The organism is Streptomyces sp. DI166 (genome assembly GCF_900091315.1).
In the GTDB taxonomy this organism is placed as follows: domain Bacteria; phylum Actinomycetota; class Actinomycetes; order Streptomycetales; family Streptomycetaceae; genus Streptomyces; species Streptomyces fuscus.
The window spans coordinates 1-13,375 of record NZ_FLSP01000100.1; the positions used below are offsets into that span (position 1 = coordinate 1).

Here is a 13,375-nt window from a genome sequence, read left to right on the forward strand (position 1 = left end):
GTCCTCCTTGGGGTGGGGTGCTGCCCGCTGGTCACGGGGCGGTTCGGCCCGCCTCCGCTCCCGTCGGGTGCGGTGGACCTCGGTCTCCAGCGCGGCCAGCCGCTGCGTCCAGGCGTCGGGCCGGGGGTCGGCGAACTGGGCGAGCCAAGTGGCGAGGTCGCCCAGACGGGAGGGAACCAGGGAGTAGTGCCGGTGCCGGCCGAGCTGCTCGTCCCTGACCAGGCCGCTCTCCCGCAGCACACGCAGGTGCCGGCTGACGGCCGGCCTGCTGATGGCGAACCGGGCGGCTATGTCGCCCGCCGTCAGCGTGGACCGGCGCAGCATGGTCAGGATCTCCCGGCGCACCGGGTCGGCTATGGCGTCGGCCACCTCACTGAGTTCGTCCACGCCTGAAGCGTAACCTACTGGTTACGCATTCGGGCGGCCGCAACCCGGCCCTGGGGGCCGGGTCCGTCGCTCACGACGACAGCAGCTGCGCGGTGTCAGCGCAGATGGCGGGCGAAGAACTCCACCGAGCTGTCCAGCTCCCACCCCGGGAGGTCGCCGTGCTTGCCCGGATTGGCGTGCAGCGACTTGTCGGTCGAGGCGAACGCGTCGAACAGTGCCAGGCTCTCCTCGCGCGGCACGCGTTCGTCGTCCCACTGCACCAGGAACTCCACCGGGACCGTGATCCGCGCGGCGGCCGCGTGCAGGGTCGGGGCGCCGCCCAGGCCCAACACCGCCGCACGGACCCGGGGTTCGGCCGCGACGAAGGGGACTCCGAGGCCGCAGCCGAGGGACACGCCCCAGTAGCCCACGGGTCCGCTGCCGACGTGCGCGAGCCGTTGGACCGCGTCCAGGACTGCCTGCCACTCCGGTACCGTCTGGCGGGCCACGAGTGCCTGGAAGTCGGCGATGAGGGGGGCCAGTTCCTCTCCGGCCTCCACGCGTGCCTGGTTCTCGGTCGCGATGCGGTCGTATGTCGGGTCCACGGGCCGGTCGCCGTGGTTCGGAACGTCGACCGCCACCACGGCGAAATCGCATGCGGTCACGAAACGGTGGGCCAGGACCAGGATGTCGGGGTCCTTCTTGTGCCGGCCACCACCGTGTCCCATCAGGATCAGAGGGCGTGTACCGGCGGCGTGTTCCGGTGTCCACAGCGCACCGGGGATGTCGTCGAGGGAGAAGAGCTGTTCGCGGATACCTTCGGAGCACGTGTCCGACATCAGGCGCATAGGGTTGCGGGCCTTTCGGGTTGCCTTACGGGCTCCCTAGGCCATGTGCGGGAGGGAGGCCCGACCTGTCACGGTGTTGATCGGTCTCACCTCCCCGGTTCGCGGCCATGCTCGGCGGCGTCGAAGATAGCCCACCCGTGGCCGGACGGGGAAGGGCAAACACCCGTGCGGGCAGGCCTTAACATGTCGCCCGTCGGGTGACGGGCAGTCCTGTGCTGCACGAAGTCGTACGGCCGGTACGGCGCGCCCTATTGGCTGTGACCTGGCAGCTGTGACTACGGGGGAGAACGTCTGTGTTCGGAATCATCAGGCCCTGCCGTCATCGCCTCGGCGAAGGCATGCGTACCGAGTGGATGGCGCATCTGTGCGGGCTGTGCCTGGCGCTGCGCGGTGAGTACGGGCAGTTCGCCCGGGTCGCCACCAACTACGACGGACTGATCGTCTCGGTGCTCACCGAGGCGCAGTCGGAGCGCACCGGTGACTGGCGGCGCGGCGCCGGCCCGTGTCCGCTGCGCGGGATGCGGTCGGCGGATGTGGCGCAGGGCGAGGGCGCGCGGCTGGCGGCGACGGTGTCGCTGGTGCTGGCCGCCGCGAAGGTGCGTGACCATGTGGCCGACGGTGACGGGCTGTTCGGCCGTCGCCCGGTGACACTGGCGGCGCGCAGGATCGCCGACGGCTGGGAGCGTGCGGGGGCCGCGGGCGGCCAGGGGCTCGGCTTCGACACCGCGGTGCTGCTGGACGCGGTCGAACGGCAGGCGCGGATCGAACGGCACACCGGTACCGGCGACTCGCTGCTGGCCGTCACCGAGCCCACCGAGACGGCGACCGCCGCCGCCTTCGCGCACACCGCCGTTCTCGCCGGCCGTCCCTCGAACACCGAGCCGCTGGCCGAGGCCGGCCGGCTGTTCGGGCGGCTGGCGCATCTGCTGGACGCGGTGGAGGATCTGGACGCGGACCGGGCGTCCGGCGCGTGGAATCCGATCGCCGCGACCGGCGCCACCCGCACCGAGGTGCGCCGCCTCTGCGACGACGCCGTCCACGGGATCCGGCTCGCCCTGTCCGACGTCGCGTTCACCGACGGGCGGCTGGCACAGGCGCTGCTGGGCGGCGAGCTGGAGCGCGCCGTGGACCGTGTCTTCGACCCACGGCACCGTCACCACGAGCACCGCCAGCAGACACGAGCCACGCGCCTGCTTCCCTTCCTGGGACGCCGTACGACCACGCAGACCCTCCCGGGGACCGACTCCGGCACGGGCTCCACCTGCGGCGTCGGGGCCCTTACGGGTACCGCCCCGGACGGCGGCTCCATGGCCTCGCGGCGGTCCTCCGACGGAGAGTGCCGCAGATGCGGGCAGTGGCGTGAGCTGTGCCGTGACTGCAGGCTGTGCGTCAACTGCTGCACCTGCGGCGACGACGAAGGACCGGACGACTTCGAGCCCTGGCAGCCCGGGGAGGGCGGCGGTGGCGGCTTCCGGGAGGGTTCGGGCGGCCGTGGTGGCTCCGGCAAGGACGGGTCGGGCCGGGACGGTTCGGGCGGCGACGGCTGGTCGGGTGGCTCCGGCAATTCCGGCGGGGGCGGCTGGTCGGGTGGCTCCGGCGGTTCGGGCGGGGGCGGCCGGGGGTCCGGTGGCTCGGGCGGCGATTCCGGCGGCTGCTGCGACGGCGGGGGCTGCTGCAATCCGTGCAAGTGCTGCGACTGCTGCTGCGACTGAACGCTCCAAGGGCCTTGCGGCGCCGTGCTTCTCGGCGGCAGCGTGCCGTGGTGGTGCTCAGCCCTGTTCAGGCTCCACGGCGAGCCACAGTTCGGCATCGGCCTCGGTGCCGTCCGCGGACAGGCGGGTGCGCAGGATCTCCGGGCCCGGGCGGGTGCGGTACGGGTTGGAGGGGAACCACTCCGTGAACGCGTCCCGCCACAGCTCCTGGATCGCCTGCGGTGCCGGGCCGGACGTGGTGAAGACCGCCCAGGTACCGGCGGGGACGGCGAGCGTCGCCGTCCCCGCCGGTGCCGGTGCACTGGTGATCACGGCCTGGTAGTAGTCGAGTTCGGTGCCCTCGGCGCGGCTCGGGTCCAGGTCGTCGCAGACCGCGACGATGCCGTGCGGCTCCTGGTCCGACAGTTTCTCCAGCCGGTAGAGGATCTCCGGGTCGATCCCGCGGACAAAGGACATGATCGCCTGGTTGGGGCCCCTGTGTACCAGGGGCACCCGCGTCCTGAGTCCGACGACGCTGAAGGCGTCCTTCTCCACGATGCGGTAACGCATGGTGCTGCTTCCTTCGATGGTGAGGCGAAAAGCCATCCGGGACTGGGAGTTGAGCGCCGCGCCGGTACGCCGCGCCTCGCCCGGTCCGATGCCGTGCATGGCACGGAACGCCCGGGTGAACGCCTCGGTGGAGCTGTAGCCGTAGCGCACCGCGATCTCCAGCAAGGTGTCACGCCCCGCCAGTACGTCGGCACCCGCCACGGTGAGGCGACGGCGCCGGATGTACTCCGACAGCGGCATACCGGCGAGCGCGGAGAACATCCGGCGCAGATGGTGCTCCGAGGTGGCCGCGATACGGGCCAGTTCCGTCACGTCGAGTGCCTGGTCGAGGTGCCGCTCGATGTGGTCCAGGGCTTGGTTGAGCCGCTCCAGCACGACCAGCTTCCTCGCTTCTCTCCCTTGAGCCGCCAGAAGCCTCGGTCACTCCTGGGAGGCGCTGTGGCCTGCGGCTTCCCTTCCGAGGCCCTGGCGGATCGCCGTCTCCACGGGAGAGTACGCGCCGTCCGCCCGCTCCAGCTCGTACGGCGTGGCCGGCATCAGCGGTGGCTGGGCCAGGAAACGCGGGCGGGTGCCGTGGTGCGGTTGCGCCGCGTGCACCAGGAACGGGTGGCAGAGGAAGACATCGCCCGGGCTTCCGGTGGCGAGGACGACAGGGCGGTGGTCGGACGCGGCCGTGATCTCCGGGGAGAGGGTCAGCCCGCTCGCGCCTTCCTCGCCGTACTTCTCCAGCACCTTCGGTACGTCGAGGTGGGAGCCCACTCTGATCCGCGTCGGGGCGTCCTGGTCACCGACCTCGCTGAAGAGGAACAGCATCAGCAGTGCCCTGCCACGGGAGCGCAGATTCGTGAAGTACCAGCTCTCGCCCTCGGGAAGGTAACCGCCCTCGATGTGCCATCCCGCGTCGTCCGGTTCCTCCTCGTGCGGGAAACGGAGCGGGAACGAACCGAGCGAGTAGCGTCGTTCCCAGCGTCCCGCCCCGACCAGCAGGTCGTACGCGCGGTGCAGTTCCGGAGAATTGGGTGCGGCGGCGAACGGGCCCTGCGCCATGTCGCCCACCCAGTGCACGGGCTGCGTCCATGTCGACGGGTCGTCCGGGTCGCAGCCGGTCTCCCGCCACAGCAGGCGTGCGCAGTCCGCGGCCACGCGCGGCGCGACGGCACCCTCCAGCTTCACGAAGCCGTCGCGCAGGAAACGGGATACCAAGGTCTTGTCGTCCATGGCCCCATCGTGCGGTGACGACGGGCATGGTCACCCGACATTTCCCGCACGGATTCTGTCGGGTGGGTGCGCGGGGAGCAGGGCGGCACCGGTGTCCTGGAGCGACGCCGCTCCCCTTCCACAACTACTTTCAGCCGTGATCTATCGCAGTGGCTGGTTTTTGGTGCATGGTGTGCGGGCGGGCACCCGACCACTCCCCCGGGTGGGGTCCCTCGGCGGAGCCCTGCTGTGCGTCCCTCGCACAGCAGAGCCCGCATAGCCTCCCGGCTCCCCACGGGAGGCTGCCCGCATGCGCACGGTTCGCCGGACGGGTACTACTCCGGGGAGATGCCTATGAGGCGTCTGTGCGGGCCTTCTGAGCCGGGTCGTGGGGCAGAACCCGCAGCAGGGCATCGACCCGGCAGCGGCGGATCATCGCGCGGGAGATCGGGGCGAGGTGGTCGGTGATGTCCGGGCCGATGTGCGGGGGCCGGCCGTCGTGGTCACGGGGCTGGTGCCGGGCGTAGGCGTCCAGTGCGGCGCGGAGAGCGGCGGCTCCGGCGAGGGCTCGGGCGGTTCCGGTGTCGCGTTCGGCTACCGCTGTCTCGTATGCCTGCCGGTGGAGGGCATCGTCGTAGTACGGGGCCAGGCGCAGGAGTCCGTCCACGATGTGCTGCTGGCGTTGCATCAGGCGGAGGTCCAAGGGCGCGAATCGGCTGACCTTGGCTCTGGCCGAGGAGGGTGCGACCGACTCGATGGCGCGTGACAGCGGGAGCAGGGACCAGTGCAGGGTTTGGTCCCTGAGCCTGGTCTGGAGGAACGGGCCCGCCACGGGGAGGATGAAGCCCGCTGCCACCAGGGTGCCTCCCAGGAGGGCGAAAGGGGGTGCCGCCCTGGTGTTGAGGGTGTCCCAGTCCGTACCCGCCCAACGTGCCGCGATCGCAAGGGCTTTGGCCGCGACGAAGGCGACGCCCAGGGCGTAGCCGGTCTGGAGGCAGATCAGGCCGGCCTTCAGCCAGCGGCCGGGGACGTGGGGGATCCAGGTCCGGATCATCCAGGCGGACACGACGGTCGAGGTGAGGTAGCCGAGCAGGTAGAGGACGATGTGCTCGCGCATCCACGGGGTCGTGGCGTAGTACGTGTCCAGGTCGTAGACCCGTTCGCTGGGCACGTCGGCCAGGAGGAAGGTGAGCCACAGGGCCGCGATGACGCTGCCGTAGGCGGTCCAGGCCCAGGCGATTCTGCGGGTGCGGCGGGGTGAGGGTTCCTCGCGCCAGGTGATGATCATGGTGAGGCATGCGCCGCAGAACGCGTTGATGAGGGAGTACGCCCAGGGCGCCGCGAAGTTCGGTACGCCGGTGACGCTGTTGATACGGCGGATGTTGTCGGGCATCACCGAGATGAACACGGCCGTCGCGAACAGCAGGACGAACCAAGTGGCCCGGGAATTGGGGTCCTTCCAGGATCGCGTGATCGAGGGGGCTTTCACGACGAGGCCGGTGAGCAGCAGGGCCGCGGGCGGGATGTACAGCAGGTGGTTCACAGGATCTGCCTGTTGCGGCTGGTCAGGGACAGGCTGATGCGGCCTTCGACCGTCGCGGCGTTCACCGGGCCCTGCGCGTGCGGACCTGTCATCCAAGAGCGGACCGCCCGGCCGAAGAGCAGCCCGAACGTCTCCGCGGCCTGCTCGGTCTCCTCGTGGGACCGGGCGCGCGCGGCGATCGCGAGGAGGGCGTCGCGGGTCACGCGGTGCTCGCTGAGGATGCGGTCCAGGGCCTGTTGCAGGTCTTCCGTCGTCCGGTACGCACCATGTGTGCGGGCCACCGCGCGCGGCGTGCCGCCCGTGAGGTGGTGGCCGCGGTCGTCCTTCTCCTCGTGCCACAGTTCGTGCCCCAGGATGACCAACTGCGCGGTGGGCGTGGCGCGTTCCTCGACGAGGATGACGGAGTGGTCCCCGCAGTCCAGCCGCGCGCCCGACACCTCAAGTCCCGCGGGGAACGCGCTGAGGATCAGCCGGACGGGCCGGTCGCGGCGCTCACTCATGGCGTCGCAGAAGGCGTGCATCAGTGTGTGCGGTTCGGCCGGTCGCGTGATCCGCTGTGCCGCCGCCTCGCCGAGCTGCGCGAGCAGGGACTTCATCTCCTTGGCACTCACTGCTGGTCACCTGTTGGAGAGTCGAGGAAGCACACCTCGTTCGGGGCCCGAGACACCTTGTCGTCCATCTCAACGAGGATGACGTACGCCGCGTCGTCGGCCGGTGCGGCGGCGGCCGGCGGGCCGCTCGCGCCGACTCCGATGGTGACGGCGGTGGGGTGGTGCGCTAAGTCGGGCACGGGTCGGTGTCGCTTTCTCTGTCGGGCGCGTGTGGACGGGGGCGCGAATCCTACTGCCGCGTCATCGGTGTGCGGCAGAAGTGGGCCACTGCAACGGATGCGCTGCTTACCGCATGGCGCAGTGCTCAACTCCCCAACGGGCAGGCGGCTCGGCTCCCTTACGGCTGAGCAGCGTACGCACAACCCGGACAGTGCTTCAACGCCGGTTCGTCGTCGGCATGCCGTCCTTGTCTTGTTGCGCATGCTCCGACGGAGCGCGCAGCCAACCGGGCCACCCCCGGCGGCGATTCTTTGCCGTTCGCTCATAGAAACCTAAAAACTCGTCCCTAGCTTCGCGTTCAAGATTCACAACAGACGCCCCCTGTCCCCCACCTTGCAGAGGCTCTCGCATGCCCACTTCCCTCCCCACCCTCCGCGCCGGCGGGCGGCACCGCAAACCCAAGGCGCCCGGCCCCGCCCTGCGCCGGGCGGCCGTTGTCGCTGTCGCCGCGCCGGTCGCCGGGACGATCCTGGCCTGTCCGTCCGCCTTCGCCACGGAGAAGTCCGGGACCGGGGCCACCGTGCTCAACCCCACGGAGCGGAAGATCGCGGCCAATCTCAACTCGCGTGCGCAGGACGCCCGGTTGGGCGGGCTCAGCGGTGTCGTCATCGACGCGGAGTCCGGCAGGACGGTGTGGGGCCACGACGCGACCACCGCACTCATGCCCGCGTCCACCACCAAACTCGCCACCGCCACCGCCGCGTTGAAGGTGCTCGGGTCCGACCACCGGTTCACGACGAAGGTCGTCCACGCTGCCGGCACGCTCACCCTGGTCGGCGGCGGGGACCGTACGCTCACCACCGGTGACCTCACCGAACTCGCCAGGACGGCGGCCTCGGGGCTGCTCGACGCGGGTGTCGCCTCGGTGAAGGTCCAGGTCGACGACAGCCTCTTCCCCAGCCCCACGCTCGCCACCGGCTGGAACAACGGCTACTACCCGGACAGCGTCGCCCCGGTACGGGACCTGGTGGTCAACGGCCGCCACGTCACGGACACGTCGCTGGACGCCGGACAGACCTTCGCCCAGCTCCTCGCCGAGCAAGGCGTCACCGCCAACGGCGCTGTCACCCGTGGCGTGGCAGGCAGCGGTGACACTACGGACTCAAGCTGCGCCGTCGGCCGGGTCAAGGCCAAGACGGGCACGCTCACCGGCGCGATCGGCCTCAGCGGCCTGACCAAGGCCGAGGACGGGCACTGGAAGATCTTCTCCTTCATCGAGAACGACTCCCCCGCCGCCCCGGGAGCCGTCAAGGACGCCCTCGACGGTCTCGCCGCCACGGTCAACGGCTGCTGGGCGGAGTGAGGGCCGCGCAAGTGCCGTACCACCACAAGGATTTCGCCCCCTACGCCCAACAGCACTGGCCCCGCCTGGTCACCACCGCGCACCTCCTCTGCGGCGACGCGCGAGAAGCGACGGAATTGGTGCGGAACACCCTCGTAGGCGTGTGCGCGCGGTGGCGGCGGATCCCGCGGGACGACGTGGACTTCTATGTGCGGCGGTCACTGGTCAGGGCGTATCTGCGCGGGGCACGCCGGGCGCACGGCCCGTCCCCGGAGGGGTTGGGCGCTCTGTCCGCGCGGCAGCGAGTTGTGCTGGTGCTGCTGCACCGGGAGGGCCTGCGCGAGGCGGAGGTCGCCCAGATGCTCGGGTGCTCGGTGCGCGCGGTCAAGAGCCTTGCCCGACTGGGAATGCTGGCTTGTGAGGGCGGCCCGGCACGGCTACGGACGCTGCTCGCCACCGATGTTCTCCCGGGCGCGGTTCCGCTGGACGCCATCGAGCGTCGGGGGCGCGCCCTGCGCCGCCGTCGCGCCAGTGCGGTCGTGGTCGCGTGTGCGCTGGTGCTCGGCCCGTCGGCTGCCCTGGCCGCCAATCAGTTCGGTGGCGCGGGCAGTGCGAGCGGGGCGGGTGCGGACGCGGACGGCGCGGCGTCCAGCCCGGTGCGGATCGTGACGCCGGGCGAGCGGGTGGAGGCCGTACGGGGCGTGCGGCTGTGGCTGACCGACAAGGGCAAGCACTGGTCGACGCCGCTGAGGGCACATCAGTTCCTCGGCCTGGCCGAGGACATCGCCGAGGGCACGGCCGACGGCACGGCTGATGGCACGGTTAATGACACGGCTGATGACAAGAAGCCTCATGTCTCGGCGCAGTTCGAGCCGCTGGGCGACAACTTCTTCCTGTCCGGCCTCTACCACGGCCTGTCCACCGCCCCGGGTCGTGTCGAGGCATCCCTCGGCGGCACCGAGGTCACGGGCACGGTACTCACTCTGGCGGGCAGCCCGGGCTGGGGAGTCTGGTACGCGCGGGCGCCGTTGTCCTCGACGGCACTGAAGGCGAGCCTCGGCGAGGGCGGTCCCACGGTCACGGTGTACGACGCGGCAGGCAAGGCCGTCGCGCGGTCCGACGTCCGCAGATGAAGCGCGAAGCCCCGGATTCCCCTTCCTCGCGCCCCCTGCAAGTCTGAACGCAAGTGTGAAAGGCCCCCCGTGCACGCATCCTCCCCGGGCCCGGACCCGGACCCGAGTCCGGAACCGCCCGCCCAAGCCGAGCCGCCCGCCGAGAACCGGACGCACACGCAACCCCGTACGAAGCGCTCGCACCGCTACCGCCCGCGCATCCCGCTCCGTCGCCGCCTCCGGCGCACCCGCGGCCGTCGGCTGCGCCGCGCGGCCATCGCCCTGCTGGTGCTGATCGCGGCACTGTGCACGGCGGTGGTCGTCATGTACCACCTGACGGACATCCCCGAACCGCACCCGGAGACCGTCACCCAGAGCACGGTCTTCACCGATGCCAAGGGCGCTCCGCTGGGCCGTCGCGGTCCCGTCAACCGTCAGGAGGTGCCCCTGTCGCAGGTCCCGCGCTACGTCCAGGACGCGGTGATCGCGGCCGAGAACCGCTCCTTCCGAACCGACGACGGGGTCTCGCCGCGTGCCATTGCCCGCGCGGCACTGGCCTCGCTGACCGGTGGGGCGCGGCAGGGCGGCTCCACCATCACACAGCAGTACGTGAAGAACGCGCTGCTGAGCCCGGAGCAGTCGCTGACGCGCAAGGTGCGCGAGGCGCTGATCGCGGTCAAGCTCGATCGCACCCGCTCCAAGGACGAGATCCTCGCCGGCTATCTCAACACGGTCTACTTCGGCCGGGGTTCGGCGGGCATCCAGGCCGCCGCGCGCAGCTACTTCGGCGTGGACACCCGGAGCCTGACCGTCTCGCAGGGTGCGGCGCTGGCGGCGATCGTCAACATTCCGTCGTACTACGAGAAGGCGGGCTCCGATCCGAAGGTGACCGCGCGGCTCAGGCACCGCTGGGAGTGGGTGCTCGACGCGATGGCGGCGAGCGGCAGCATTTCGGCGAAGCAGCGCGCCGAGGCCGTGTTCCCGCCGTTCCGGTTCTATCCGCCCGGCACGACCGAGGGGCAGCGGCAGTACATGATTGACGTGGCCGCGAAGGAGGCCGCGGACCGGCTCGGTATCACCGAGGATCAGTTGGCGCGCGGCGGCTACACAGTGCGGACCACCTTCGACCTGGCGCTCCAGGACGCCACGACCGAGCTGGTGAAGGGCATCAAGGGCCGCAAGGGCACCCGGCTGCACACGGCTGTCGTGGCGATCGAGCCCGGAGACGGGGCGGTGCGGCTGCTCTACGGCGGCTCGGACTACGCCCGCCAGCCCTTCAACGACGCGGTGGCGGGGGCGGTGGAGGCGGGAGCGGCCCTCGACCCCTTCCGTCAGGTCCCCCTCGGCGCCCCCTTGGACGCACTACCGAGGACCGCGGCGCCGACCCCGCTGAAACTGACTTCGGCGTACGCGACGGCGGCGGCGGACGGGGTGTACGCGGCTCCGTACACGGTCGCGAAGATCAGCCGGGACGGGAAGACGGTCTACACGGCGCGCCCCGACACGCGTCGTGCGATGGACGAGAAGCAGGCTTGGACTGTGCAGGAGGCCATGCACATGTGGCCGGCTCCGAAGGCCTCCTCCGTTCCGAGCGATGCGCGGGAGTTCTTCACGGCGGGCGCGGGCGGCGGGATCACTCGCCGGACGGTGTGGTCCACCGGGATGGACCGTCGGCTCGCCCTCACGGTCACGCTCTTCGCCGACCGGCCAGGCGCGAAGAAGAACACGTCCGTGCCCGCCTTTCTGCCGGGTGACCCGGCGCCGACGGAGACGGCGGAGGAGACCGCCGCGGAGATCTGGCGGCTGGCCTCCGGGGAGACGTAAACCCTCGGCTTCGGCGCCCCTGCTGGAAGCGTCGGGAGCGGCGATCGAGCTTCTCGCCGTCCGGAACGTCGGCGAAGGGAGCGCTGCCTGACGTCACGCGCTCCGGGCGCGCAGGCCGCGTGTGAGGGTGGGGATCATCACCGCCGCAGGGAGGAGGTGCAGGCCGAGGAGGGCGGTGGTGGTGCCCGTGTTCGCGCCGCTGAGGAGGGGCGGGAGCAGCGAGATCGCCGTCAGGGACACGGTGATCCACAGGAATCGCTCCGCGGGTCGGGCGCTCCGGCGCAGGAGTGCCGCGGCAAGGGCGACGCCCACGGCCGAGAAGAACCCGGTCACGACGGCGAATCCGCCGAGCGGGATGGCCTCGCCCCCGTCGGGGATCTCGAAGTCGACGCCGGCGGCTCGGGCGAGGGCGGCGGCGAGCGTGGTGACCGCGGCTGCGGCAAGCGCGGCCGTGAGGCCGGTGGCGGCGAGGCCGCGCAGACGGACGGCATGGTCGGCGATGACGCCTGTCTCGGGCATGTCGTTCATGGCGTTCCTCCCTCGTTCGCTGGCCGGTGTTACTCGGTGCCGTCCGCCGGCAGGCGCTCGGGCAGCCCCAGACGGGGGAACTGGTCGTCGTGGAACGTGGTGATCTCGGCGATCGCTCCGTCGGTGACGCGCAGGACGTCGATCGTGAGCGGCAGGTACGCGCTCTGCTCCTCCTGCCAGAGGTAGAAGGCGATGGCGGGCTGACGGTTCACGGCGGTGGGGACGCCCCGCAGGCCCTGCATGCCCTCGAAGCCGTCCTCGATCCAGTTGCCGACGACCGCGTCGCGGCCGATGTACAGGCCGGGCGTAGGCGGCATCGAGCAGCGGACGTCGTCGCGCAGCATGGCGGCGATGGCCGGGATGTCCGTGGCCACGCTGGCCTCGGTGTAGCGGCGCACCAGATCGCGCGTCCGCGCGTCCTCGTCGCCGCCGGTCCAGTCCTGGCGCTCGGCGGGCAGATGTTCGCGCATGCCCGCGCGGGCCCGCTGCAAAGCACTGTTCACGGAGTTGACGGAGTCCCCGAGGAGCGCCGCGACCTGCTTCGCGGGCCAGCCGAGCACGTCGCGCAGGATCAGTACGGCCCTGGGGCGCGGTGCGAGGTGCTGGACCGCGACCAGGTAGGCCAGCTCGATGGTCTCCCGGGCCACGGCGACGGCCTCCGGCTCGTCGGCGCCGCCCGCGGGGACCTCGTCGAGCAAGCGGTCCGGGTACGGCTGGAGCCACAGGACCTCGCCGCCGGTCGCGGGCTCGGGGCGGTGCTTGGCGAGCAGGTCGAGGCAGGCGTTGGTGGCGATGCCGTACAGCCAGGCCCGGAACGTGGACCGTCCCTCGTACGTCTCCCGGCGCCGCCAGGCCCGCAGGAACGTCTCCTGCACGGTGTCCTCGGCGTCCTCGAAGGAGCCGAGCATCCGGTAGCAGTGCACGTGCAGTTCCCGCCGGTGCCGCTCCGCCAGCTCGGAGAACGCCGCCTCGTCGACCTCGCCCAGTCCGCTCACGCCCAGTTCCTCCAGCCGTGTGTGCGCGCTCATCACGTCGTCCTTCCACCTCGTCGTGTCCTGTCGTAGGTGTGACGGGTGGCGGCGCGAAAAGTCATCACTGGGCCGGTCGAATATCACTCCGAGTGCCGAGTGCATCACGGAATGCGCAGGTCGGGGCGTGGACCGGACCGGCCTAGTCGTCGAATTCGAACCCCGCCGTCTCGGCGCGGGCGATGAGCTGGCGGACTTCCCTGGGGCTGGAGAGCACGAACTCAAGGGTGGCCTTCAGCTCGGTCAGGTCGCTGAGTTTTCCGCGCGCGCAGAACATGCCGCTCTCGCTGTCGAAGTCGAGGCGTTCGGCGAGTTCCGGCCAGCCGAACTGGACGAGGCCCTCCCAGAAGTAGCCGCTCGGCTCGTGTCCGGCGGCCACCACTGCGGCGTCGGCGGGCAGGCCACCGGCAGCGCATGTCAGGGAGTACTCCCCGTCAAAGTCGTGCAGGGTGACAGTCACGGCGCGATCTTCCCACAACCGGCACACGAGCCGCCCGGCCCGACGTTCACCGTACGGGGTTGAATCCGCAGATGACTTGCTGACCGAACGGGGCTG

The 13,375-nt window shown here is 71.1% G+C and carries 14 protein-coding genes; 4 read left to right on the top strand and 10 right to left on the bottom strand.

Features of this window, described 5'->3' with window-relative positions; translation table 11 throughout:
- Positions 1-387, bottom strand: a 387-nt coding sequence (locus tag GA0115233_RS33205) for a metalloregulator ArsR/SmtB family transcription factor (RefSeq protein ID WP_093724046.1), incomplete at its 3' end; no start/stop codon positions are given.
- Positions 388-482: 95 nt separating this feature from the next.
- Entirely contained in the window at positions 483-1,214 is a 732-nt protein-coding gene (locus GA0115233_RS33210; protein ID WP_093724047.1) for a dienelactone hydrolase family protein, read from the bottom strand.
- Positions 1,215-1,507: 293 nt separating this feature from the next.
- Here GA0115233_RS33210 and GA0115233_RS33215 point away from each other — a divergent pair, with 293 nt between their 5' ends.
- Positions 1,508-2,926, top strand: a complete 1,419-nt coding sequence (locus GA0115233_RS33215) for a DUF5685 family protein (RefSeq protein ID WP_093724048.1) — start codon at positions 1,508-1,510, stop codon at positions 2,924-2,926.
- A 57-nt stretch (positions 2,927-2,983) separates the two neighbouring features.
- Here the strand turns inward: GA0115233_RS33215 and GA0115233_RS33220 are convergent, their stop codons facing one another.
- The 5 genes from GA0115233_RS33220 to GA0115233_RS33240 form a co-directional block, all read right to left on the bottom strand.
- Positions 2,984-3,850 (bottom strand): AraC family transcriptional regulator, encoded by an 867-nt coding sequence (locus GA0115233_RS33220; RefSeq protein WP_093724049.1) that lies wholly within the window; start codon positions 3,848-3,850, stop codon positions 2,984-2,986.
- A 45-nt stretch (positions 3,851-3,895) separates the two neighbouring features.
- Positions 3,896-4,693 (bottom strand): phytanoyl-CoA dioxygenase family protein, encoded by a 798-nt coding sequence (locus GA0115233_RS33225; RefSeq protein ID WP_093724050.1) that lies wholly within the window; start codon positions 4,691-4,693, stop codon positions 3,896-3,898.
- A 331-nt stretch (positions 4,694-5,024) separates the two neighbouring features.
- Complete coding sequence (locus GA0115233_RS40760; RefSeq protein ID WP_093724051.1) at positions 5,025-6,215, bottom strand: MAB_1171c family putative transporter; 1,191 nt, start codon at positions 6,213-6,215, stop codon at positions 5,025-5,027.
- A complete protein-coding gene (locus GA0115233_RS33235) occupies positions 6,212-6,826 on the bottom strand; it encodes a toxin (protein WP_093724052.1) in 615 nt (204 codons plus the stop codon). The genes GA0115233_RS40760 and GA0115233_RS33235 overlap by 4 nt, the downstream gene beginning before the upstream one ends.
- Complete coding sequence (locus GA0115233_RS33240) at positions 6,823-7,005, bottom strand: hypothetical protein (protein WP_093724053.1); 183 nt, start codon at positions 7,003-7,005, stop codon at positions 6,823-6,825. Before GA0115233_RS33240 ends, GA0115233_RS33235 begins: the two co-directional genes overlap by 4 nt.
- Before the next feature lie 389 nt (positions 7,006-7,394).
- Here GA0115233_RS33240 and GA0115233_RS33245 point away from each other — a divergent pair, with 389 nt between their 5' ends.
- The 3 genes from GA0115233_RS33245 (at position 7,395) to GA0115233_RS33255 (ending at position 11,263) form a co-directional block, all read left to right on the top strand.
- Positions 7,395-8,348: a D-alanyl-D-alanine carboxypeptidase gene (locus GA0115233_RS33245; protein WP_093724054.1), complete on the top strand. Its 954-nt coding sequence runs from the start codon at positions 7,395-7,397 to the stop codon at positions 8,346-8,348.
- 11 nt (positions 8,349-8,359) lie between these two features.
- A complete protein-coding gene (locus tag GA0115233_RS33250) occupies positions 8,360-9,460 on the top strand; it encodes a sigma factor-like helix-turn-helix DNA-binding protein (RefSeq protein ID WP_093724055.1) in 1,101 nt (366 codons plus the stop codon).
- Between the two features lie 69 nt (positions 9,461-9,529).
- Positions 9,530-11,263 carry a transglycosylase domain-containing protein gene (locus GA0115233_RS33255; RefSeq protein ID WP_093724056.1) on the top strand — a complete coding sequence of 578 codons (1,734 nt, stop codon included), beginning with the start codon at positions 9,530-9,532 and terminating at the stop codon, positions 11,261-11,263.
- 93 nt (positions 11,264-11,356) lie between these two features.
- Here GA0115233_RS33255 and GA0115233_RS33260 read toward each other — a convergent pair whose 3' ends face one another.
- From GA0115233_RS33260 to GA0115233_RS33270, 3 genes are all read right to left on the bottom strand, one after another.
- Positions 11,357-11,791, bottom strand: a complete 435-nt coding sequence (locus tag GA0115233_RS33260) for a DUF6069 family protein (RefSeq protein WP_093724057.1) — start codon at positions 11,789-11,791, stop codon at positions 11,357-11,359.
- 29 nt (positions 11,792-11,820) lie between these two features.
- Positions 11,821-12,819 carry an RNA polymerase subunit sigma-70 gene (locus GA0115233_RS33265; protein ID WP_093724058.1) on the bottom strand — a complete coding sequence of 333 codons (999 nt, stop codon included), beginning with the start codon at positions 12,817-12,819 and terminating at the stop codon, positions 11,821-11,823.
- Positions 12,820-12,961: 142 nt separating this feature from the next.
- Positions 12,962-13,279 (bottom strand): Imm51 family immunity protein, encoded by a 318-nt coding sequence (locus GA0115233_RS33270; RefSeq protein ID WP_093724059.1) that lies wholly within the window; start codon positions 13,277-13,279, stop codon positions 12,962-12,964.
- Positions 13,280-13,375: the final 96 nt, after the last annotated feature.